The following is a 22,343-nucleotide window of genomic DNA, read 5'->3' as shown; positions in this document are numbered from 1 at the left end:
TTCAGGTGACGGTGCTGTCGGACGTTCGTACACGACGTCCGTCCAGGTAGACGACGTGCGCCACGAGCCTGGCCGCGTACAGCCCGGCGGCGAGCCCCAGCAGCGCTGGTGACCGGCCGTCGGGCGGTCCCACGACCGCGGCGAGCGTGACGGCCGCGACGTAGCAGACGCTGAACACCGCGTCGAAGAGCGCGAACACCCGCCCACGGACGGCGTCCCCGGCGCCCGACTGGACACCCGTGTCGGCGCACAGCTTCACGACCTGCCCGAACACGCCCAGCAGGAACGCGCTCACGAGCACCGTCGGCAGCGTCAGCCAGACCGCGACCGCGTCCTGGGAGAGCACCGCGCCGGCGAGCGCGACCCGCACCGCCCGGACCGTCCCGACCGTCCGTACGAGCGCCGGGGTGACGAGTGCGGCGACCGCGAGCCCGGCCGCCGTCAGTCCGGCGACGACCCCCACCCCGAGCAGTCCACCGGCGCCCGGGACGTTCTCCGGGGTGAACACGTGCCGGAACAGCATGAGCAGGAGCAGCGTGTTGATGCCGAAGGCCAGCCGGTGCGCGACCAGGCCGAGGAACGGCGCGCAGACCGCCGGGGTGGTGACGGTCGCGCGGGCGCCCGCCGTGAAGCCACCGAGCACGTCACGCAGGACCGACGGGCGGGAGCCGCCCGGGCCGGGCGCCGTGCTCCGCACGCTGCCGTCGCCACCGCCGGGCCCGGGCACGACCGTCCGGCCGGTCCCCGCGACGGCCGGGCCGGGCGCGTCGCCGACGGTCCGGCCGGGCCCGAGCGCACGGCGCGTGAACCCGGCGGCCAGCCCGGCGGCGACCAGCGACCCCAGCGCGGCGGCCAGGACTGTGGCGGCCGAACCGGCGTCGCCGTCGCCGAACACCGCCCGCAGCGCGACGGCGCACCCGGCGCCGGTCGCCGAGATCCCGGCCCCGACGGTCACCGAGAGGGTGTTCGCGGGCACCAGCCGCGCCGTGCCGGGCACGACGTGCGGCAGTGCCGCCGACAATCCGGTCAGCACGAAGCGGTTCACCCCCGTCACCGCGAGCGCGAGGACGTAGAGCGGTGTCCCGGCCCAGCCCGCCGCGACCGCCGCGGCGACGGCGGCGACCAGTACCGCCCGCACCGCACTCGCGCCGGCCAGCACGCGTCGCCGGTCCCAGCGGTCGAGCAGCGACCCGGCGAACGGGCCCAGCAACGAGTACGGCAGCAGCAGCACCGCCAGTCCGGAGGCGACGACCAGCGGATCCGCCTCACGTTCCGGGTTGAACAGCACCGCGCCGCCCAGCGCGGCCTGGAACAGCCCGTCCGCCCACTGGGCCGAGAGCCGTACGGCGAACAGCCGGGCGAACGGTCCCCGGCGCAGGAGGGCGAGCGCCGCCGGGAGCCCGGCACTCTCCCCCGGCCCGCCGGTGGCGTCGTCCGGACGGGTGGGAGTACTGCGCACGGGTGCCGAGCCTACGTCCGTGGCGCGGGTGCGAACATGGGGTCGTGCGGGAACACCGCGCCACGCGAGGCGCCGCTCTTCCCCCGGTCACACCGGGGAGTCTGCTCGTCGCCGCCCCCGGACTCGGCGACCCGAACTTCGCCCGCTCGGTCGTCTACATGATCGAGCACCGGCCGCACGGGAGCCTCGGTGTCGTGCTGAACCGGCCGGGCCCGGCCGCCGTCCGCGACGTGCTGCCGCGCTGGGCCGGGGTCACCAGTGATCCCGGTTCGATGTTCGTCGGCGGACCGGTGGAGGCGCAGACCGCGCTGTGCCTCGCGGCACTGCGGACGGGCGAGTCGGGCCGCGGGCTGTCCGGCCTGATGCCGGTGCGCCCGCCGGTGCAGCTGGTCGACCTCGACTCGGATCCGGCGCGTCTCGCGCCCCGGCTGCGCGGCCTGCGGATCTTCGCGGGGTATTCGGGGTGGGACGCGGGGCAGCTCGGCGGGGAGATCGCCCGCGGGGACTGGTTCGTCGTCCCCGGGCTGCCCGACGACCTCCTCACCGTCGCGCACGACCGGCTCTGGGAGCGGGTGCTGCGCCGGCAGGGCATCCCGCTCGCGCTGCTCGCGACGTTCCCGCTGGACCCGGCGCACAACTGACCGGGCCGCGGGCGCGCTCCGCGTCAGCCCGTCGTGGCGTCCGTCGACGCGGTGCCCGGGGTGGTGCCGGTCGCGTCCCGGCAGCCCGCGATCAGGTCGCAGCCGCTGCACACGCCACCACAGCCGGCGGCGGGCGCCTGCGCGGCGATCGCGGCGTCCGCGGCCCGGGCCCCGAGCGCCCCGCCGATCCCGGCCATCACGACGAGGCCGACCACGGAGATGGCGCCCAGCACCCACGGCGTCGCCCCGGCGCGGGTGAACAGCAGTGCGGCACCCCCGGCCAGCCCGACCACGCCCGCGGCACCCATCGGACCGGCGGCGACCCGATTGGCCAGCAGGAACGCGTCGGCGGTCCGCAGGCTGTTCGGCGTCCGCACGCCGGCGACGCGGTTGCGCGGCAGCCGGCCGCTCGCGCCGAGCGCGGCGAGCACGACGAGTACCGCCCCGGCCAGCAGGAGCAGGGCAGCGACGATCAGGCGCACTGTGGTGGGCACGTGACCAGGGTAGAACCCGGCTGAACCGGGTCGCCCGCCCCGGCTACCCTGGTCACATGTGCGCGGCTCGCCGGCTTCCCGGCGCCGCGTCGTAGGAGGTCCGCAGGAGCGGACCGATCGGCGCGGCGACGACCCCTCATGCCCACGCGGTGCGAGGGGTCGCAGCGTGTTCCGGGCCCCGACGGGCCGTCGCGACAGGTTTCCCGAGGTGAGACGGACATGAGCACCGAGACCAGCACCGCCCCCGCCACCGGCGGTGAGCGCCCCGACCGCCCCGCGTACCGCTACGACGCCGCGATGGCGGGCCGGATCGAGCGCAAGTGGCAGGACTTCTGGGAGGCCGAGCAGACCTTCCACGCCCCGAACCCCGGCGAGCCGGGTTCGGAGAAGCCGAAGTTCTACCTGATGGACATGTTCCCGTACCCGTCCGGGGCGGGGCTGCACGTCGGGCACCCGCTGGGCTTCATCGGCACCGACGTGCTGGGCCGCTACCTGCGCATGACCGGGCACAACGTGCTGCACCCGATGGGCTTCGACGCCTTCGGGCTGCCCGCCGAGCAGTACGCCGTCCAGACCGGGACCCACCCGCGCACCACGACCGAGGCCAACATCGCCCGGTACCGCGAGCAGCTGCGCCGCCTGGGCCTGGGCCACGACCCGCGCCGCTCCGTGTCGACCACCGACATCCCGTTCTACCGCTGGACCCAGTGGATCTTCCGGGAGATCTTCGAGTCCTGGTACGACGCCGAGGCAGGCCGCGCCCGCCCGATCGCCGAGCTGCGGGCCGCCTACGAGTCCGGCGAGCGCGCCACCCCGGACGGACGTCCGTACAGCGCGCTGTCCGAGGGCGAGCGCCGCGCGCTGGTCGATGCGCACCGGCTGGCCTACATCTCCGAGGCGCCGGTGAACTGGTGCCCCGGCCTGGGCACCGTGCTGGCGAACGAGGAGGTCACCCCCGAGGGACGCTCCGAGCGCGGCAACTACCCCGTCTTCCGCCGCAACCTCAAGCAGTGGATGATGCGGATCACCGCCTACGCCGACCGGCTGGCCGACGACCTGGACCGGGTCGACTGGCCGGAGTCGGTCAAGGCGATGCAGCGCAACTGGATCGGCCGGTCCGAGGGCGCCAGGGTCCGGTTCCCCGTCCAGGACGGGGCAGACGCGATCGAGGTCTTCACCACCCGCCCGGACACGCTGTTCGGCGCCACCTACACGGCGCTGGCCCCGGAGCACCCGCTGGTGGACACGATCGTCCCGGCGGCCTGGCCGTCGGAGGTCGACGCCCGCTGGACCGGCGGCGCCGCGACCCCGGCCGACGCCGTGTCGTCGTACCGCGCGGAGGCCGGGCGGAAGTCCGAGCTGGACCGCCAGGAGAACAAGGACAAGACCGGCGTCTTCACCGGCGCGTACGCGGTGAACCCGGTGAACGGCGCCTCCGTCCCGGTGTTCGTGGCCGACTACGTGCTGATGGGCTACGGCACCGGCGCGATCATGGCGGTGCCGGGCCAGGACCAGCGGGACTGGGACTTCGCGACCGCGTTCGGCCTGCCGGTCGTGCGCACCGTCGACCCGGGCGAGGGCTGGGACGGCGAGGCCTTCACCGGTGACGGACCGGCGATCAACTCGGCGAACGACGAGATCAGCCTGGACGGGCTGGACGTCGACGAGGCGAAGCGGACGATCATCGACTGGCTGGCGGCACGCGGCGCCGGCGAGGGCGTCGTCCAGTACAAGCTGCGGGACTGGCTGTTCTCCCGGCAGCGCTACTGGGGCGAGCCGTTCCCGATCGTCTGGGACGAGCACGGCCCGGTCTCGCTGCCCGCGGACCGGCTGCCCGTCGAACTGCCCGACGTCGACGACTACGCACCGAAGACCTACGACGCGGACGACGCCGGCAGCGAGCCCGAGCCCCCGCTGTCCCGGGCGGACGAGTGGGTGACCGTCGAGCTGGACCTGGGCGACGGGCCGAAGACGTACCGGCGCGAGACGAACACGATGCCGCAGTGGGCCGGTTCCTGCTGGTACTACCTGCGCTACCTGGACCCGGAGAACTCCGAGCGCTTCGTGTCCCCGGAGGCCGAGCGGTACTGGGTGGGCAAGGACCCGGAGCGCGCCGCGGACGACCCGGGCGGCGTCGACCTGTACGTCGGCGGTGTCGAGCACGCGGTGCTGCACCTGCTGTACTCGCGGTTCTGGCACAAGGTCCTGTTCGACCTGGGCCACGTGAGCAGCGAGGAGCCGTTCCGGAGGCTGTTCAACCAGGGCTACATCCAGGCCTTCGCCTACACCGACGCCCGCGGCATGTACGTGCCCGCCGAAGAGGTGATGGAGTCACCTGATGGTGGTTTCACGTGGAACGGCGAGCCCGTCACCCAGGAGTACGGGAAGATGGGCAAGTCGCTGAAGAACGTGGTGACGCCCGACGAGATGTGCGAGCGCTACGGCGCCGACACCTTCCGGCTGTACGAGATGTACACCGGCCCCATGGACGCCTCGCGCCCGTGGTCGACGCGTGACGTCGTCGGGCCGCAGCGGTTCCTGCAGCGGGTCTGGCGCAACCTGGTCGACGAGGGCACCGGCGAGTCGACGGTCGTCGACGCGGAGCCCTCCGACGACGTCCGCCGTGCCCTGCACAAGGCCGTCGCGGGTGTGCGGGAGGACCTGTCCGCCCTGCACTACAACACCGCCGCGGCGAAGCTGATCGAGCTGAACAACCTGCTGACCAAGCGCGCTGCGCCGGTGGAGCGCGAGGTCGCGGAGCCGCTGGTGCTGATGATGGCGCCGCTGACGCCGCACCTGGCCGAGGAGCTGTGGCAGAAGCTGGGCCACGACGGCTCGCTGGCCTACGCGCCGTTCCCGCAGGCCGACGAGCGGTACCTGGTGGCGGAGACCGTCGAGTACCCGATCCAGGTCAACGGCAAGGTCCGGTCCCGGGTCACCGTCCCGGCCGATGCCGGCCAGGACGAGATCCGCGGGGCAGCACTGGCGGACGAGAAGATCGCCGCGGCGCTGGACGGCGCGGAGCCGAAGAAGGTCATCGTCGTGCCCGGGCGTCTGGTCAACATCGTCCGGTAGCGGGAACGCCCCGGACCTCCCGCCCGTTGTCCGGGTGGGAGGTCCGACATGACCGGAGCACTGCTGACCCTGATCGTCGCGCTGGCCGTCGTCGCCGGTGTGGTGTGGCTCGTCTGCCGGCACAACGCGGACAAGGCCGCCGCCCTCGACGACGCGAAGGCCGACGCCCGACGCTGGGTGGAGCGCCTCGGCGGCCAGGTCCTGTCGCTGCACGGCACCGACGAGCCCAGCCGTCAGGCACTGGCCGACGCGGCCGAGCGCTACACCGCGGCCGGCTCCCAGATGGAGCAGGCCCGCACCGCCGCGCAGTGCCGCCAGGTCACCGAGACGGCGTACGAGGGCCTCTACTACGTGCACGCCGCCCGCAGCGCGATGGGCATGGACCCCGGTCCCGAGCTCCCGCCGCTGCCCGGGCAGGCCCGCGCCGGTCAGGTCACCGAGGACCGTGAGGTCGAGGTCGAGGGCCGCACGCTGGGCGCCTCGCCGAACCCGACCGAGCGCAACAACCACTACTACCCCGGTGGCACGGTCGCGGGCCGCCCGGTCCCGCGCGGCTGGTACTCCGAGCCCTGGTGGAAGCCGGCGCTGGTCGCCGGGGCCTGGGGCGTCGGGTCGGCGCTGCTGTTCTCGTCGATGTTCAGCGGCATGGCGGGTGCCGAGCAGGCCGCCTACGCCGACGGGTTCGCCGACGGGGCCGGTGCGGACGGCATGGACGGGGGCCTCGAGGACCCGGGCGCGTTCGACGGCGGCGACGGGGACTTCGGCGACTTCGGGGACTTCGGCGGCGACTTCTTCTGACCGGGCCCCGGTCAGCGGGCCGTCCGGCGCGGGGGCCTGGCCGGACGCCGGGTGGCGCCCTCCACCGCGTCCGGCGGCCGGCTCAACGACGGCTCCGCCAGCCAGGACTCGACGGCGTCGATCACGAACGCGGCGTCGTCCAGCGCCGACTTCGCCTCCCGTCCCGGTGCGCCGACGTCGGAGTCGTCGGCCAGCCCGCGCCGGTTGAACAGCGACCGCAGCAGGCGTCCGGCCCGGGGGTCCAGCGACCGCTCGCGCACGACCCGCCGGACGAACGCGCTGACGACGTCGGAGTGCTCCGCCCGGGTCTCCCCCAGGACCAGCAGCGCGGTCTCGGCCGCCCGGAACGCGGCGTGGAACGACCGGGAGACGGCCGCGTCGGTGAACCCGTGCTCGGCGAGCACCCGGGCGCCGCCCAGCTCCGTGCGGGCCCGTGCCATCCCGGACCGGGTGCGGCGCTCCCCGTCCTCCCCCGGCTCGTCGTGCTCCTCGTGCGGCGGGATCGGGATCACCGCACTCGCACCGCCTCGGCACGCGCACGGATCACCGTCGGGTCCCCGGGCCGGGTGAGCTCGTGCTGCCCCACGGGGAGGGCGCTGATCGTCAGGCCGGTCCGCTCGGTGTGCTGCCAGAGGACGTCGTCCATCGCCCGCAGCTCCTCCCACGCCAGGATCGAGGCGCGGTCGTCGTCGAGGACGACCAGAAGGTCGATCGCCGACTCGACCGAGCCCTCACCGCTGGCCCAGGAACCGAACAGCAGCACCTGGCGCAACCGCGGGCCGTAGAGCGCTGCCAGGTCCTCGGCGACGGCGGCCGGCACGTCGTCGTTCGACGGGTCCGGATCGGGGTACCGGGCACGCAGGCGCTCCGCGTCCGGCTCGGTGATCAGCCCCGCCCCGGCCAGCCAGTCGACCGCGCGGCGCCGGGAACGGGCGTCGCGGAACCGGTACCACTGGTCGCGGACCTCGGGGAACTCGAACAGGGTGTTCTTGAACCGGCGGAACGCCCCGCGGCCGTCGATCGCCCGGTCCAGCAGCGCCGCCGCCCTGCGGTGCTGCACACCCGCGGTGAAGTCCGACATGTCCCGGTAGGACTCCCGGCTGGTGACACGGTCGATCTCCACCCAGTCGCCCGGCGGCGGGCCGGTCTCGCCGGGTCCGTACGCCGCGATCCCGCCGCCCGACGGGTCGAGGTACCAGAGGGTGTCCGGTGACCGGTCGTCGAGCGCGTCCGCCAGCGCGGCCAGGTCGACGCGGCCGGGATCGAGCATGGACCGACTCTAGGCCGATGCCCGCCGCCGCAGGGGGAATCGGGCCGGGGAGCCCGCCTCAGTCGTCGTCGCCGCCCCAGAAGAGCTGTGCGACGAGCACGGCACCCCAGATCCCGATCGGGAAGACCGGCCAGAAGAAGACGGCGTCGCCCGCGGCCAGCGAGGTCACCGCCCAGATCCCGGTGAGCAGCACCGCGACCCCGGCCCACGACCGCCACTCCTTGACGTACTCCCGTGTGGCCTCGGCCTTCTCGGCCTCCGCCTTCTCCGCACGGACCGCCGGCAGGTGCTTGCGCTTCACCACCGGCAGGTCCGCGACGAGCACGTCCAGATCGGCCCGGACGGTCGCCGCGTAGGCGCTCTGCAGGCGCTGGTCGTACTCGCTCAGCGACAGCCGCCCCTCGTCGTGCGCGAGCTTCAGCCGTTCGGCGGTCTCCTGACGGTCGGCGTCCGACACCCGGATCAGCGCCTTGCCGTCGTCCCCCTGCTGCTCCCCCATGGATCCGAGGGTAGCCAGTCAGCGGCCGGAGGGGATCCGTCCTCCGACCGACTCCGGGGCGGGCCCGGCGGTCGTGCGCCGGCGCCGGCGCCGGGTGGCGACGACGACGCCGGCCAGGCACAGCACCCCGCCGGTCAGAGCGAGGGGCGCCGGGACCTCCCCGAGCAGACCCCAGGACAGCAGGACGACGATCGGCGGGACGGCGTACGTGGCGGCGGCGAGCCGGCCCGCCGTCGTCCGGGACAGGGCGTATCCCCAGGTCAGGAACGCGATCGCGGTCGGGAAGACGCCGAGGTACACGGTGCCCGCGATCGCCGTGGCCGGCACGGACCCCAGCTCGGTGAGCAGCGTGGGCAGGTAGGGCATCAGCGCGACCGTCCCGGCGACGGCGCCGAGCCAGGTCACCGTCAGGGCGTCGAGCCGGGCGAGCAGGCGCTTCTGCGCGACGGCGGCACCGGCGTAGACGAGCGCGGCCACCAGCCCGAGCAGCACCCCGGCGACGTCGGTGCCACCCGCCGAGGTCGTCGTCGCGATCAGCACCACACCGGCGAACGCGATCGCCATCCCGGCCAGCAGCCGGGCCGGGAACCCCTCGCCGAGCAGCAGCCCGGCGAGGACGGCGACGACGACCGGCGCGACGTTGACCAGCAGCGCGGTGGTGCCCGCGTCGAGGTGCCGCTCGGCCGCGTTGAGCGCGAGGTTGTAGAGACCGCACCAGGCGGCGCCCCACAGCGCGACCGCGCCGAGCAGGCCCCGGGTGGGCGGACGCCGTCCCAGCAGCGGCGGGCCGCCCCGGCGGCCCCGCACGACCAGCACGATCACGGTCAGGGTCAGCGACCCGACGACCATCCGCCCCAGCGCCAGCGCACCGGGCGAGAGGTCGTGCCCGACCGCCCGGATCCCGACGAAGGCGGACGCCCAGAGGACGACCGTGGTCGCCGCGGCCGCGAGGGGGGAGCACCTGCCGGGAGAGCGTCATGGATCCGAGACTGCCGCCCGGGACACTTCAGCACCAGCGATTGTTCCTACCGCTGGATTCAGTGCAGCTGTACAGTCCTGGGGTGCTCGACACCCATCGTCTGCGCGTCTTCCGGTCCGTCGTCGCGAGCGGCTCGGTGCAGGGCGCCGCCGCCAACCTCGGCTACACGCCGTCGGCGGTGAGCCAGCACGTGACCGCACTCCAGCGCGAGACCGGCCTGGCGCTGTTCGAGCGGGCCGGCCGCGGGCTGCGGGCCACGGCCGCCGGGCTGGTGCTGGCCGACCAGGCCGACGCGATCCTCTCCCGGCTCGGCGAGGCCGAGGTCGTCGTGGCGGACCTCCGGGCGGGGCGGACGGGCGCGCTGTCGCTGTCGTACTTCGCCTCCGTCGGTGGCGCCTGGCTGCCCCGGGTCGTGCGCAGGCTCGGGACCGAGTTCCCGGACGTCCGGCTGGACCTCGCCCTGCGTGAGTGGCTGCCCGACGACCCGGCCGACCGCTCCGACTTGCAGATCGCCGTCGAGCGGCCGGACTTCGAGGCGTGGCCCGGGTTCACCGCGCACCACCTGCTCGACGACCCGTACGTCGCCGTGCTGCCGGAGACGCATCCGCTGGCGGACCGCGCCGAGATCGAGTTGGCCGAGCTGTCCGGTGAGCGCTGGGTGGACAACGACTTCGCCCGCGGATGGTGCCGGCGCAACCTGGTCGAGGCGTGCACCGCCGCCGGGTTCCGCCCGCCGTTCCACGTGGAGGCGCACGACTACCCGACCGCGCTCGCGTTCGTCGCGGCCGGGATCGGGATCACCGTGCTGCCCGAGCTCGGTGCGGTCCGGATCCCGGCCGGGACGTGTGCGGTGCCGGTCGTCCGGCCGGTGCCGGTGCGCTCGATCCTGGCCGTCGTGCGGGACGCGGCCGCCCACACCCCGCCGGTGCTCGCCGCGCTGGACGAGCTGCGTGCGGTCGCTGCTATCCCTGTGGGCGCACCACGATCTCGGTGAGGTGTGCGTCGCGGGTCGCGGTCAGCGCGGCGAGCACCGCGGAGGCGACGGACTCGGGCCGCAGGAACCGCGACCCGTCGTACTCGCCGCCCTCGTGCGCCACGACCCGCTCCTGCATCGCGGTGTCCACCCGGCCCGGGTGCACCGAGGTGACCCGGATGCCGTTGCCGGACTCCTCGGCCCGCAGCGCGTCGCCGAAGGCGCGCAGCGCGAACTTGCTCGCGGCGTAGGAGCCCCAGCCCGCCCGCGCGGTGATGCCGGAACCGGAGTTGACCAGCACGACGTCCGCGCCGCCGTCGGCACCGGCCGCCCGGAGCGCGGGCAGCAGCAGCCGGGTGGCCTCCGCGACCGCGACGACGTTGACGTCGAACTGGGTCCGCCAGGTCGCGGCCGGGGTGTCCGCGACCGTGCCGAGCTCGCCGATCCCGGCGGAGTGCACCAGCGCGTCGAGGCGGTCGATGCCGGACAGGGCACCGGCCAGCGCGTCGTCGTCGGTGAGCTCCACCGGCAGGGTCGTCACGGTGACGGGGCCCGCCGTCGTCAGCTCGTCGGTCAGCGAGGCCAGCCGCCGCTCGTCGCGCCCGCCCAGGATCAGGTCGTACCGCGGGGCGATGAGCTTCGCGACGGCGGCGCCGATGCCCTGGGAGGCACCGGTGATCAGGGCGAGGGGGCGGCGGGGCGAGGTCGTGGACCTGAACCTACGGACCCGGCACCGGCGGTGCCGGGCACCACCAGATCCGCGCGCCGACGGGTCGACTCGATCAGGTCGGCGTTCGCGCCGTCGACGTCACGGGCCCACGCCCGGGCCGCCTCCGCGGTGCGGCCGTGCCGGGTGTGCCGCTCGACCAGGCGACGCAACCGTTCGTCCTCCGGCGTCCCGACGAACCAGGCCGCCGCGAGCAGCGGCCGGATCCGGGCCCACGGCTCGTCGGGCACCAGGAGGTAGTTGCCCTCGACCAGCACGATCCGGTGCCCGGGCTCGATCGCGATCGAGCCGGCGACGGGCTCGTCGACTGCCCGGTCGAAGCCGGGCGCGTAGACGGTCTCGCCGGTCGTCGACGTGACCCGGTCGAGAAGCGCGGCGAACCCGGCCCCGTCGAACGTGTCCACCGCACCCTTCCGGTCCCGGCGCCCGAGCCGGTCGAGCGTGACGTTGGCGAGGTGGAACCCGTCCATCGGCAGTGCGACCGCGGCCGGGCCGAGCCGCTCGGCCAGGGCGGCGGCCAGGGTCGTCTTGCCGCTCCCCGGGCTGCCGGCCAGTCCGATCAGGACGCGCGGCCGGTCGCCGAGGAGGCGGACGGCACGGCGGGCGAGCGCGTCGGGCCCGTCGGCCGTCACGCGGTCACCGGGCGGGTGGGCGGGGCCGTCCCCGTCGACGTTCATGCGGTGATTGTCGACGCCGGACACCGGTACGCGACGACGACGGCCCCGGGACCGTGCGCGTGGCACGGTCCCGGGGCCGCCGGTCCGGTCGTCCGGGGCCGGATCAGATCCGGCGCGCGGAGTTGAACGGCATCGCGTCCATGTCGGACACCTTGACCGGCTCGCCGCTGGTGGAGGCGTGGACGATCTTGCCGTCGCCCATGTAGATGCCCACGTGGCTGACCGGGCTGTAGAAGAAGACCAGGTCACCGGCCTGCAGGTTCGACTTCGACACCTTCGTGCCCGCCGACGCCTGGGCCTTGCTGGTACGCGGGACGTCCTTGCCTGCCTTCTTGTAGGCGTAGCTGACCAGGCCGGAGCAGTCGAACGCGCTGGGCCCGGTGGCACCCCAGCTGTAGGGCTTGCCGAGCTGGGCCATCGCGGTGGACAGCGCGCTGCTGCGGGCGGCCGCGGCACGGGCGGCGGGCGCGGCGGCCTTGGCGGCCTCGGCCACGTTCTGCGCGGCGGGGTTGACCGCGGGTGCGGGGGCGGCGGGCAGGACGGCGGCGGCCGGCGCGACGTCACGGGTCACGGACGCGGCGGGGGCCGGGGCGGCGTCGGCGGGGGCCGCCGCGGCCGCGGGGAGCACGGACAGGGCGGCCGCCGCGGCGGCGGTGGCCACGACGGCGACGCGGAGCGCCGGAGCGGTGGTGCGCTGGGGCACGGGAAAATCCTCGGGAGTAGCACCCCGGGCGTGCGGTGGAGGCGGAAGCGCCGGTTCTTCAGGGGAGTGACCGGCGTGCCGAGGGAGCGACGTGCCGGGACCGGCTTCCCGCCCGCGTCGTCGCCCGGCGGTGACCCCGCGCCCCTCCGCCCCGGGTGGGCGTCGGTCGCGCAAGGCCGACGCGCACATTACGAACACATATCGTTCGAATAAATGACGCAGCACACAATCAATGCATGACTGCGCTCACGAACAATTCCGAGAAGATTCCGGATCGGGAACTTCCTGCTCCGGAAACGGCGACGGCCCGGCGGTGACCTGCGTGGTCACCGTCCGGGCCGGCACCGGAACGGAAAGTGATCAGGCGTCGCCCTCGCCCCGGATGAACTCCTCCACCTTGTCCCGCGCCTCGGAGTCGCGGTACTGTTCCGGCGGGGACTTCATGAAGTAGCTCGACGCCGAGAGGATCGGTCCGCCGATCCCGCGGTCCATCGCGATCTTCGCCGCGCGCACGGCGTCGATGATGATCCCGGCCGAGTTCGGCGAGTCCCAGACCTCGAGCTTGTACTCCAGGCTCAGCGGGACGTCACCGAACGCCCGGCCCTCCAGCCGCACGTAGGCCCACTTGCGGTCGTCCAGCCAGGCCACGTAGTCCGACGGGCCGATGTGCACGTTGTCCTTGCCCATGTCCCGGTCCACCTGGGACGTCACGGACTGGGTCTTCGAGACCTTCTTCGACTCGAGCCGCTCCAGCTCCTTCATGTTCAGGAAGTCCATGTTCCCGCCCACGTTGAGCTGCATCGTGCGGTCGAGCTGCACGCCGCGGTCCTCGAACAGCTTCGCCAGCACCCGGTGGGTGATGGTGGCGCCGACCTGCGACTTGATGTCGTCGCCGACGATCGGCACGCCGGCCGCACGGAACTTCTCGGCCCACTCCGGGTCGGACGCGATGAACACCGGCAGCGCGTTCACGAAGCCGACTCCGGCGTCGATGGCGGCCTGGGCGTAGAACCGGTCGGCGTCCTCGCTGCCCACCGGCAGGTAGGACACGAGGACGTCGGCGCCCGAGTCGCGCAGCGCCTGCGCGACGTCGACCGGCTCGTCGTCGGACTCGGTGATCGTGTCCCGGTAGAAGCGCCCGAGGCCGTCGAGGGTCGGCCCGCGCTGGACGGTCACGCCCAGCGGTGGCACGTCCGCGATCTTGATCGTGTTGTTCTCGCTGGCCGAGATGGCGTCGGAGAGGTCGTGCCCGACCTTCTTCGCGTCGACGTCGAACGCGGCCACGAACGTCACGTCCCCGACGTGGTAGCCGCCGAAGTCCACGTGCATCAGGCCGGGGACCTTGGTCGACGGGTCGGCGCCCGCGTAGTAGCGGACACCCTGCACCAGCGACGCCGCGCAGTTGCCCACGCCGACGACCGCGACCCGAACCTGGCTCATGTCAGGCTCCTCCTGTTGTCTCGTCCTGTCGTTGCCCGCCGGATCCGGGTCCGGCGTCCGTACCGGCTCCCGTGCCGGGGATGGTCTCGTCGAGCTGCTCCGCCCGTTCGGTCGCGAGCAGCTCGTTCAGCCAGCGCACCTCGCGCTCGGAGCTCTCCAGCCCGAGGCGGTGCAGCTCGCGGGTGTAGCGGTCGATCTGCTCACCGGTGCGTCCCAGCGTGACGCGCAGTCCGTCCCGGCGTTCCTCCACCGTCCGGCGGCGACCCTCCAGGATGCGGATCCTCGTCGCCACCGGCGTCCGCGAGAAGAACGCCAGGTGCACGCCGAAACTTCCGTCCTCCCACGCCTGTGGCCCGGCCTCGTCGAGGATCTCGGCGAAACGGTCCTTCCCGTCGCCGGTGATCCGGTAGACCCGGCGGCCGCGCCGCAGCCGGCCACCCGCGACACTGTCCGCGGGATCGCCGGTGTCGGCGATGAGCCCGGCCCGGACGAGCCTGCGCAGCGCCGGATACAGCGACCCGTAGGAGAATGCCCGCGGGCCGCCCAGCCGGCGACCGAGCTGCTTGCGCAGCTCGTACCCGTGCAGCGGGCCGTCCTGGAGCAGGCCGAGCACGGCGAACTCCAGCACGGCACACCTCCTCGTCACCCCCGGGCCCCGCCCGGGGTCGACCCGGAGGACTATATCGGTCCGATACATCGGCGCGCCTCATGCATGATCGTCATCACAGACCGTCGTGACCCGGGTGGACGGCCGTCACCTGGGCCGGGACCGCTACTCCGACGGGGCGGCCGCTGGGTACGACGGACGGCCGCGCGTACCCTGGAAGGGTGCTCAATCCGCGACAGGTGGTGGACTACGCCCTGCAGCGCCGCGCGCTGCTGGGCGACGTCCGCGCCGGTCGGGTCGGTCCGGAGGAGGTGTGCGATGCGGGTGCCTACCTGCACCGCGCCGCCCGGTTCCACGGCACCACGGTCGACGAGACCTGCCCGGTGTGCCGCAAGGAGCCGCTCGCCCAGGTGTCCTGGGTGTTCGGCGAGAGCCTCCGGCACGTCTCCGGTTCGGCCCGCTCGGGGGCCGACCTGGAGCAGCTGGCCGCGCACCATCCCGAGTTCACGGTGCACGTCGTCGAGGTGTGCCGGGCGTGCGGCTGGAACCATCTGGTCCGGTCGTTCGTCCTCGGCACCGGCCGGCGGCAGCGCCGCGGACCCAGGATCGCGGGCGGATGACCCGCACACCGAGCGCCGCGACGACCCGGACCGCATGCACGGCACCGGACCGCGAACGGACCACCGCCCCGGGCTCCCCCGGCCCGGACGGCGGACCAGCGAGACCGCACCCCACGGAGCCGCCCGGTGAACGACGAGCGTGACCCCCGGCGCACCCCGCCACCCGGACCCCCGCCGCCCCCCGGCCGTCCCCTCCCCCCACCGGCCCCCCGTCCGGGTCAGGGACCCCGCCGGAACGGGCCTCCGCCTCCGCCGCCCGGACCGCCTCCCGGCCGTCCGGGGCCGAACGGTCGTCCGGGACCGCCCCCGGGGCCCCCGCCCGGGCCGCCCCCCGGTCAGCGGCCGCCGCCGCAGGCGCCGTACGCCCAGTCGCCGCCGCCGCTGCTGACCCACGAGGACTCCGGCGTCGGCAACTTCGACCCGGTCGACCGCCCGTACCCGGCACAGCAGCCGCCACCCGGCCGCGCCGGTGGCGGTCCGCCCGGCCCGCCCGGACGTGGCGACGGCCGCCGTCCCGGTGACGGCGGCGAGCCCCCGAAGGGCGGCAGGTCGCGCCGGTGCCGGATCCGGAACTGGGTGCTCGGGGCGGCCGCACTGGCGGTCATCGGCCCGCTCGTCGCGTTCGCGATCGGCTGGCTGGTGTTCCCGGTGCCGAACGCCGACGACATCGCCGTCAGCCAGGTCGCCACGTTCTCCTACGCCGACGGAGCGCCGTTCGCGACCGTCCGGCCGGACAACGTCAACCGGACCAGTGTCGGCCTCGACCAGGTCCCGCTGCCGGTGCAGCAGGCCGTGCTGTCCGCCGAGGACCGCTCGTTCTACTCCAACCCCGGCTTCGACATCTCCGGCATCGGCCGCGCGGTGATCAACCAGCTCACCGGCGGGATCGGTGGTGGGTCGACGATCACCCAGCAGTACGTGAAGGTGACCACCGGCAACGACCAGTACTCGCTGTTCCGGAAGTTCCGCGAGGTCGTGCTCGCGGCGAAGATCTCCAAGGAGATGACCAAGGAACAGATCCTGGAGAACTACCTGAACGCGATCTACCTCGGTCGCGGTGCCTACGGCGTGCAGGCCGCGTCCCAGGCGTACTTCGGGAAGAACGTCCAGGACCTCGGCCCCTCCGAGGGCGCGATGCTCGCCGGCCTCATCCAGTCGCCGTCGCGCTGGGACCCGGCGAAGAACCTCGAGATGTCCCAGCAGCGCTGGGCGTTCGTCCTCGACGGCATGGTCCAGCAGAACTGGCTGTCCCCGGCGGAGCGCTCGCAGCAGCAGTTCCCGCAGTGGCGGGAGTCCGCGGGCAACCAGGGCGGCGGCATCCCCGGCGACGACCGCGGCCACATCTACAACGCCGCCCGCGCCGAGCTGGAGAGGCTCGGCATCTCCGAGGCGGAGATCAACACCCAGGGACTGACGGTCACCACCACGGTCGACCCGAAGGCCCAGGAGGACGCCACCCGGGCGGTCAAGGACATCATGGAGGGCCAGCCGGAGAACCTGCGCTCGTCGCTGGTGTCGGTGGACCCGAAGACCGGCGCGGTCCTCGCCTACTACGGCGGCGAGAACGGCGTCGGGCTCGACTACGCGAGCGTGCTCAAGCAGCCGGGGTCGTCGTTCAAGCCGTTCGTGCTGGCCGCGGCCCTGCAGGCCCCGGACCCGATCGGGTTGGGAGCCACCTACGACGGCTCCTCCCCGCAGACCCTGGCGGGCGCGAAGGTCACCAACTCCGAGGGCGTCAGCTGTGCGAGCTGCTCGGTCAAGGAGGCCATGACGAAGTCGATCAACACGGTCTTCTACCGGATGGGTCTCGACGTCGGCCCGCAGAAGGTCGCCGAGGCCGCGCACCAGGCCGGCATTCCCGGCGACCTCCTGCCGAACCCCACCGGCGGCATCTCGCTGGGTGACCGTGAGGTCCACCCGGAGGACATGGCGTCGGCCTACGGCACCTTCGCCGCGGACGGTGTGAAACGCGAGCCGTACCTCGTCGCCAAGGTCACGGCGAGCGACGGCCGGGTCATCTTCGACCGCGGCTCGACCGACACCGGCGAGCAGGTGATGGACCCCGAGGTGGCGCGCAACGTCACCGAGTCGATGACCGACGTCGCGGACTCCTCGCGGATCGGCCTGAGCGGCGGCCGGCCGGTCGCCGCCAAGACCGGCACCGTGCAGAGCGGCACCGAGGGCCAGAACAACGACGCCTGGACGGTCGGCTACACGCCGTCGGTGTCCACCGCGGTCTGGGTCGGCACCGACGACAACAGCCCGATCAGGAACTCCTCCGGGAACCCGATCTACGGCCGGATGCTGCCGGGGTCGATCTGGCAGTCGTTCATGGACGACGTGCTGGACGGCACCCCCGTCGAACGGTTCTCCGGCTTCGAGCCGATCGGCCAGGCGCCCCCCGCACGGGAGGCCTCCACCGACACCGGCGAGCAGCCCACCGGGAGCGCCGAGCCGAGCGGGGAACCGGGACGGGACAAGTCCGGCGACGGTGACTCCGGAAACGGTGACTCCGGCCGCGGCGACGGCGGCGACCGGACCCGCGAGTCCACGGACAACGACCGCCCCGGCCGGGACAACCCGTTCGCCGACGACGAGGACCCGGACGGCGGCGGCGAACCGACCGGGGAGAACAACTGACCGGAGCCGGCCGTCCCGGCCCCGCCCCGCCCGAGGAGCGGCGGACCGGGGACGGCCCGACCGGCCGGGTCGTCCCGACGTGGACCGAGCCGCTGGCGCGCTCGGCCAGCCGGATCGCCGGGGGCCCGCTCGGTAGGCACGCGCTCGTCGGCCGGGCCCGGTACTGGACGCCGCTGCGCACCGTGCTGCTGTTCGCGGTGGTCGTGCTGGCCGTGAGCTGGCTCGGCAAGGCGGCCTGCCTGCAGGAGTACCGCACCGCGGACGGGGTGCTCGCGCTGGACTGGCGCAACGACCGCCAGTACGTCGCGATGTGCTACTCCGACACCGTTCCGCTCTACGGGCTCGAAGGTCTAGCCGACGACGGCGTCCCCTACCGCGACGCCTGGTTCGAGTCCGCGGCCGACGGGTCCCGGGTCGAGCGCTACATGGAGTACCCGGTCCTCACCGGGTTCTTCCAGTACCTGAACGCCCAGCTCACCGACGGGTGGATGTGGCTGTCCGAGCGGCTGCCGCTGCCGAGCGCGCTCGACGTCGTCGTCTACTTCGACATCACGGCGTTCTGGCTCGCCGCCGGATGGCTCGCGGTGGTGTGGGCGGTGCTGATGCTCCGCCCCGAACGCCCGTGGGACGCCGCGCTGGTCGCGCTCTCCCCGCTGGCGCTGGTGCACGCCTTCACCAACTTCGACACCGTCACCGTCGCGCTCGCGACCGGCGCGTTGCTCGCGCTGCGCCGGGACCGGCCCGGCTGGGCGGGCGTGCTGATCGGGCTCGGCGCCGCCGCGAAGCTCTATCCGGCGTTGCTGCTGCTGCCGATCCTGCTCGTCGGGTGGCGACGACGGTCCTCCGGTGGCCTGCCGCGTGCGGCGTGGGTCGTCGGTGCGGCGATCGGGTCCTGGGTGGCGGTGAACCTGCCCGTCGCGCTGGCCTGGCCACGCGGCTGGGCGGAGTTCTTCCTGCCCAACCGCACGCGTCCGGCCGATCCGGACTCGATCTGGTACTCGCTGTACTGGTTCACCGGCTGGGCCGGGTTCGACGGCCGGCTCGCCGACGGTGCCGCGCCCTCCGTCCTCAACGCCGTCACCGCCGCGCTGATGGTGCTCGCGTTCGCTGCGATCGCCTGGCTGGCGTGGCGCGCCCCGCGCCCGCCTGCGGTGGCGGAGCTGGGTTTCCTCGTCGTCGCGGCGTTCCTGCTGCTGAACAAGGTGTGGAGCCCGCAGTACTCGCTGTGGCTGGTGCCCCTCGCCGTGCTGGCGCTGCCGCGGTGGCGGCTGCTGCTGGCCTGGATGACGGTCGACGCACTCGTCTGGGTGCCGCGGATGTACCAGTACCTCGGGGTCGAGGCCAAGGGTCTGCCGGTCGAGCCGTTCCTGGTCACGGTGCTCGTCCGCGACGCGGTCGTGGTCTGGCTGTGCGTGCTCGTGGTGCGGCAGATCCTGCGCCGGGAGCCCGAGCCCGGCCAGGACCCGGACCCGGTGTGGCCGCGGGCGACCGGGCCCGTCGCCGCGGCGCCGGTGCCGCCGGGGCCGGGCGCGGGGCCGTCGAGCTCGCTGCTGGGCGCGGGACAGAGCGCGGGACCGGTGGCAGCGGACGAGATCGGCCTTACCGCCGGAGCGACGGGGACCGATCGTCCGGAACCGCCGCGGCGGCGCCGTGTGCGGGGCACTCCGGAGCGGGGCGCGGCCGTCCGGGAGCCGTGGCCGAACCGGTCCGAGCGGCGCGATCCGCCCACGCGATCCTGAGCGCTCCGCCGCTCCGCCGCTCCGCCGCTCTGCCGTTCTGCTGGGTCGCCGCGCAGCTCGGCCGGGCGTCGCGGGGTCTGTCGGGTCGCCGCGCAGCTCGGCCGGGCGTCGCAGGGTCCGCCCGGTCGCCGTGCGGGGGCGCCGGCCCCGCAGGGCCCGGCGCGGCACAGGCCGGGCGCCGCCTCGCACAATCTGCCCTCAACCGCACACGTCCAGGGCTCCCCGCACGGTCTCGACCTTGTGCGGGGCGCAGAGAACCCGTGCGGTTCGGCGACGACCTGTGCGACCGGCGAGACCAGGGTGACCCGGGTCTCGCTGTCGGCGCCGGTGCGGGGACGGTGCGGCAGGATCGGGCCATGGGCGACGACGCGGTGGTCCCGGACCGGGTGCAGCAGCGGCTGTGCGAGCGGATCGGGGAGGCACTCACCGTCCTCCCGCCGCACGCGCGCCACACCGCGTCGGACGCCGACCGTGCCGGGAAGCGCGCCGCGGCCGTGACCATGACGCTGCTCCCGGTCCCTGGTGCCACCGGGGACGGGCCGCTGGCCGACGAGATCGCCTTCGTCCTGACCCGGCGGGCCCGGTCGCTGCGCGCGCACTCGGGACAGTGGGCGCTGCCCGGCGGCCGCCTCGACGACGGCGAGACCGCCGAGCAGGCGGGCCGGCGCGAGGTGTCCGAGGAGATCGGTCTGGAGCTCGGTCCCGATCGTGTGCTGGGCCTGCTGGACGACTACCCCACCCGTTCCGGCTACGTGATCACGCCGGTCGTGCTGTGGGCCGGCGGCGCCGGGGAGCCCGTGCCGAACCCCGACGAGGTCGGCGAGCTGCACCGCCCGCCGCTGGCGGAGATCGACCACGAGCCCCGGTTCCTCACCATCCCGGAGTCGGACGCCCCGGTGATCCAGGTGCCGCTGTTCGACCGCTTCGTGCACGCCCCCACTGGCGCGGTGCTGCACCAGTTCCGGGAGGTCGTGCTGCACGGCCGCGCGACCCGGGTGGTGCACCTGGAACAGCCGGTGTTCGCCTGGCGGTGAGCCCGGTGAGCCGGTGGCCCGGTGGCCCGGTGAGGCTCAGGCCGTGGCGTGCTCGCGGAGCCAGGCGATGTCGCGGGCCTGCCCCTCGGCCGGGGTCTCCACCACGACCGGGGCACCGGCCTCGGCGACGACGGCGGCCAGCTCGTCCGGCGGGATGGTCCCGGAGTCGATGTTGGCGTGCCGGTCGCGTGCCGAGTCGAACGGGTCGCGCGAAGAGTTCAGGTGGATCAGGTCGATCCGCCCCGTGATCGCCCGGGCGCGCTCCACGAGACCGGCCAGCTCCTCCCCGCCGGCGAAGGCGTGACAGGTGTCGAGACAGAACCCGACGCCGAACTCGCCGACCGCGTCCCACAGCCGGCCGAGCGCGTCGAACCGGCGGGCCATCGCGTTGTCCCCGCCGGCGGTGTTCTCGATCAGGACGGGTACGTCGAACCCGTGCTCACCGGCCTGGCGCTCCACGAACTTGCGCCAGTTGTCGACACCGGTGGCCGGGTCGTCGTCCTTCGTGACGTGACCGCCGTGCACGACCAGGCCGAACGCGCCGACCTCGGCCGCACCCGCCAGGTGCTGCTGGACGATCTTGCGGGACGGGATGCGGATCCGGTTGTTCGTCGACGCGACGTTCGCGGTGTAGGGCGCGTGCACGACCACCGCGACCTCGGAGGCCGCCAGCTCCGCCGCGCGCGGGTGCGGTGGCGGTTTCTTCCAGCCCTGAGGATCGGACAGGAAGAGCTGGATCACCTCGGCGCCCACCTCGCCGGCCTCGGCCAGCGGGTCCTCGGCGTCCCGGACGTGTGCTCCGATCTGCATGCGGGCAACGGTAGCGAGGCCCCCCGACAGCGGGCGCCCGCCGCCCCGGGGACCCGGGAGCGGTGTACCCGCAGGTCGGGGCCCGGACGGGCGTTGGTAACCTTTCCCAGCTCTCCTGCAGTGTCGTCGCCGCGACGTCGTCGCGGATCGAGAACTGTCGGGGGGCACTGAGAACCTCCTGTCACGGCCGTCGGGGTCGTGACCGTCACGAGTCCATAGGAGGTGAGTGGTTCTCATGCGTCATTACGAGGTCATGGTCATCCTCGACGGCAGCCTGGACGAGCGCACTGTGCAGCCGTCCCTGGAGCAGTTCCTCACCGTCGTGAAGAGCGACGGCGGATCGATCGAGAAGATCGAGGTCTGGGGCAAACGCCGGCTGGCCTACGAGATCAAGAAGCAGGGCGAGGCCATCTACGCGGTCGTCGAGATCGCCGCGGAGCCGGCCACCGTCGCCGAGCTGGACCGCCAGCTGGGCCTGAACGAGTCCGTGCTGCGCACCAAGGTGCTGCGCAAGGACGTCACCCGCACGCCGGCGCCCGCCGCCGGCTGAGAGAGGGGCAGTCATGGCCGGCGAGACCGTGATCACCGTCGTGGGCAACCTGACGGCGGATCCCGAGCTGCGGTTCACCCCCTCCGGCGCCGCGGTCGCCAACTTCACCGTCGCGTCCACACCGCGCACCTTCGACCGCCAGTCCGGCGAGTGGAAGGACGGGGAGGCGCTGTTCCTGCGCTGCAACATCTGGCGGCAGGCGGCGGAGAACGTCGCCGAGTCGCTGACCCGCGGTGCGCGGGTCGTGGTGCAGGGGCGACTCCGCCAGCGGTCCTTCGAGACCCGCGAGGGTGAGAAGCGCACCGTCGTGGAGATGGAGGTCGACGAGGTCGGCCCCTCGCTCCGCTACGCGACCGCCAAGGTCAACAAGGTCAGCCGGGGCGGAGGCTTCGGTGGCGGTGGCGGTGGCGGTGGCGGTGGCGGCGGCGGTGGCGGCGGCGGTGGCGGTGGCGGCGGCTACGACGGCGGCGGTGGCGGCGGATTCGGCGGCGGCCAGCAAGGCGGCGGCGGGTCCGGTGGAGGCAACTCCGGCGGCTATGACGACCCCTGGGGTTCGGCCCCGCCCGCAGGCAGCGGAGCGGCGTCCGACGACGAGCCCCCCTTCTGAT

Annotated in this window: 22 protein-coding genes; 10 read left to right on the top strand and 12 right to left on the bottom strand. The window is 73.9% G+C overall.

All coding sequences use genetic code 11. The annotated features are described in order from the left end of the window. Position 1 precedes the first annotated feature (1 nt). A complete protein-coding gene (locus Ae150APs1_RS16390) occupies positions 2–1,459 on the bottom strand; it encodes an MFS transporter (protein WP_139316947.1) in 1,458 nt (485 codons plus the stop codon). 44 nt (positions 1,460–1,503) lie between these two features. On the opposite strand from Ae150APs1_RS16390, the gene Ae150APs1_RS16385 reads away from it, so the two are divergent. Further along, positions 1,504–2,100, top strand: a complete 597-nt coding sequence (locus Ae150APs1_RS16385) for a YqgE/AlgH family protein (RefSeq protein WP_010227262.1) — start codon at positions 1,504–1,506, stop codon at positions 2,098–2,100. Positions 2,101–2,123: 23 nt separating this feature from the next. On the opposite strand, the gene Ae150APs1_RS16380 is transcribed toward Ae150APs1_RS16385, so the two are convergent. Beyond that, positions 2,124–2,594, bottom strand: coding sequence for an SdpI family protein (locus tag Ae150APs1_RS16380; protein ID WP_075298708.1), 471 nt, complete (start codon positions 2,592–2,594; stop codon positions 2,124–2,126). A 219-nt stretch (positions 2,595–2,813) separates the two neighbouring features. On the opposite strand from Ae150APs1_RS16380, the gene leuS reads away from it, so the two are divergent. Next, positions 2,814–5,669, top strand: a complete 2,856-nt coding sequence (gene leuS, locus Ae150APs1_RS16375) for a leucine--tRNA ligase (protein ID WP_075298705.1) — start codon at positions 2,814–2,816, stop codon at positions 5,667–5,669. Positions 5,670–5,717: 48 nt separating this feature from the next. Next, positions 5,718–6,467, top strand: coding sequence for a hypothetical protein (locus Ae150APs1_RS16370; RefSeq protein ID WP_075298702.1), 750 nt, complete (start codon positions 5,718–5,720; stop codon positions 6,465–6,467). Positions 6,468–6,478: 11 nt separating this feature from the next. Here Ae150APs1_RS16370 and Ae150APs1_RS16365 read toward each other — a convergent pair whose 3' ends face one another. The 4 genes from Ae150APs1_RS16365 to Ae150APs1_RS16350 are packed head-to-tail and all read right to left on the bottom strand — an operon-like array spanning position 6,479 to position 9,136. After that, the gene (locus tag Ae150APs1_RS16365) at positions 6,479–6,979 is read right to left on the bottom strand and encodes a HEPN domain-containing protein (RefSeq protein WP_075298699.1); all 501 of its coding nucleotides are present in this window, start codon (positions 6,977–6,979) and stop codon (positions 6,479–6,481) included. Beyond that, entirely contained in the window at positions 6,976–7,737 is a 762-nt protein-coding gene (locus Ae150APs1_RS16360; protein ID WP_075298696.1) for a UPF0158 family protein, read from the bottom strand. Before Ae150APs1_RS16360 ends, Ae150APs1_RS16365 begins: the two co-directional genes overlap by 4 nt. Positions 7,738–7,795: 58 nt before the next feature. After that, positions 7,796–8,236, bottom strand: a complete 441-nt coding sequence (locus Ae150APs1_RS16355) for a DUF1707 domain-containing protein (RefSeq protein ID WP_010227250.1) — start codon at positions 8,234–8,236, stop codon at positions 7,796–7,798. 18 nt (positions 8,237–8,254) lie between these two features. Further along, the gene (locus tag Ae150APs1_RS16350; protein WP_139317625.1) at positions 8,255–9,136 is read right to left on the bottom strand and encodes a DMT family transporter; all 882 of its coding nucleotides are present in this window, start codon (positions 9,134–9,136) and stop codon (positions 8,255–8,257) included. A 161-nt stretch (positions 9,137–9,297) separates the two neighbouring features. On the opposite strand from Ae150APs1_RS16350, the gene Ae150APs1_RS16345 reads away from it, so the two are divergent. After that, a complete protein-coding gene (locus tag Ae150APs1_RS16345; protein ID WP_075298693.1) occupies positions 9,298–10,209 on the top strand; it encodes a LysR family transcriptional regulator in 912 nt (303 codons plus the stop codon). Here Ae150APs1_RS16345 and Ae150APs1_RS16340 read toward each other — a convergent pair. From Ae150APs1_RS16340 to Ae150APs1_RS16320, 5 genes are all read right to left on the bottom strand, one after another. Next, complete coding sequence (locus Ae150APs1_RS16340; protein WP_075298690.1) at positions 10,178–10,870, bottom strand: SDR family oxidoreductase; 693 nt, start codon at positions 10,868–10,870, stop codon at positions 10,178–10,180. The genes Ae150APs1_RS16345 and Ae150APs1_RS16340 overlap by 32 nt on opposite strands. Then, entirely contained in the window at positions 10,867–11,592 is a 726-nt protein-coding gene (locus Ae150APs1_RS16335; RefSeq protein ID WP_083680172.1) for a nucleoside/nucleotide kinase family protein, read from the bottom strand. The genes Ae150APs1_RS16340 and Ae150APs1_RS16335 overlap by 4 nt, the downstream gene beginning before the upstream one ends. Positions 11,593–11,695: 103 nt before the next feature. Further along, positions 11,696–12,295, bottom strand: a complete 600-nt coding sequence (locus Ae150APs1_RS32855; RefSeq protein ID WP_075298687.1) for an NlpC/P60 family protein — start codon at positions 12,293–12,295, stop codon at positions 11,696–11,698. 360 nt (positions 12,296–12,655) lie between these two features. Next, on the bottom strand, positions 12,656–13,735 hold the full coding sequence (locus Ae150APs1_RS16325; RefSeq protein ID WP_075298685.1) for an inositol-3-phosphate synthase: 1,080 nt from the start codon (positions 13,733–13,735) through the stop codon (positions 12,656–12,658). Between the two features lies 1 nt (position 13,736). Beyond that, complete coding sequence (locus Ae150APs1_RS16320; RefSeq protein ID WP_010228793.1) at positions 13,737–14,363, bottom strand: PadR family transcriptional regulator; 627 nt, start codon at positions 14,361–14,363, stop codon at positions 13,737–13,739. 200 nt (positions 14,364–14,563) lie between these two features. Here Ae150APs1_RS16320 and Ae150APs1_RS16315 point away from each other — a divergent pair, with 200 nt between their 5' ends. The 4 genes from Ae150APs1_RS16315 to Ae150APs1_RS16295 all read left to right on the top strand — a co-directional run bounded on the left by Ae150APs1_RS16315 (position 14,564) and on the right by Ae150APs1_RS16295 (position 20,375). Next, on the top strand, positions 14,564–14,962 hold the full coding sequence (locus Ae150APs1_RS16315; protein WP_075298682.1) for a DUF5318 family protein: 399 nt from the start codon (positions 14,564–14,566) through the stop codon (positions 14,960–14,962). A gap of 576 nt (positions 14,963–15,538) precedes the next feature. Beyond that, positions 15,539–17,602 carry a transglycosylase domain-containing protein gene (locus tag Ae150APs1_RS16305; protein WP_075298676.1) on the top strand — a complete coding sequence of 688 codons (2,064 nt, stop codon included), beginning with the start codon at positions 15,539–15,541 and terminating at the stop codon, positions 17,600–17,602. 182 nt (positions 17,603–17,784) lie between these two features. Continuing rightward, entirely contained in the window at positions 17,785–19,341 is a 1,557-nt protein-coding gene (locus tag Ae150APs1_RS16300) for a glycosyltransferase 87 family protein (protein ID WP_075298673.1), read from the top strand. 356 nt (positions 19,342–19,697) lie between these two features. Beyond that, complete coding sequence (locus Ae150APs1_RS16295) at positions 19,698–20,375, top strand: CoA pyrophosphatase (RefSeq protein ID WP_075302189.1); 678 nt, start codon at positions 19,698–19,700, stop codon at positions 20,373–20,375. Between the two features lie 36 nt (positions 20,376–20,411). Here the strand turns inward: Ae150APs1_RS16295 and Ae150APs1_RS16290 are convergent, their stop codons facing one another. Then, positions 20,412–21,185, bottom strand: coding sequence for a deoxyribonuclease IV (locus Ae150APs1_RS16290; RefSeq protein ID WP_010226883.1), 774 nt, complete (start codon positions 21,183–21,185; stop codon positions 20,412–20,414). Positions 21,186–21,420: 235 nt separating this feature from the next. On the opposite strand from Ae150APs1_RS16290, the gene rpsF reads away from it, so the two are divergent. Both rpsF and Ae150APs1_RS16280 read left to right on the top strand, forming a co-directional pair. Continuing rightward, a complete protein-coding gene (gene rpsF / locus Ae150APs1_RS16285) occupies positions 21,421–21,735 on the top strand; it encodes a 30S ribosomal protein S6 (RefSeq protein ID WP_029239343.1) in 315 nt (104 codons plus the stop codon). 13 nt (positions 21,736–21,748) lie between these two features. Beyond that, on the top strand, positions 21,749–22,342 hold the full coding sequence (locus Ae150APs1_RS16280) for a single-stranded DNA-binding protein (protein ID WP_075298670.1): 594 nt from the start codon (positions 21,749–21,751) through the stop codon (positions 22,340–22,342). Position 22,343 lies beyond the last annotated feature (1 nt).

It is taken from the genome of Pseudonocardia sp. Ae150A_Ps1 (genome assembly GCF_001932315.1).
Classification (GTDB): domain Bacteria; phylum Actinomycetota; class Actinomycetes; order Mycobacteriales; family Pseudonocardiaceae; genus Pseudonocardia.
The sequence above is the reverse complement of the archived record's forward strand: the minus strand, read 5'-3'. Positions and strand labels throughout refer to the sequence as shown.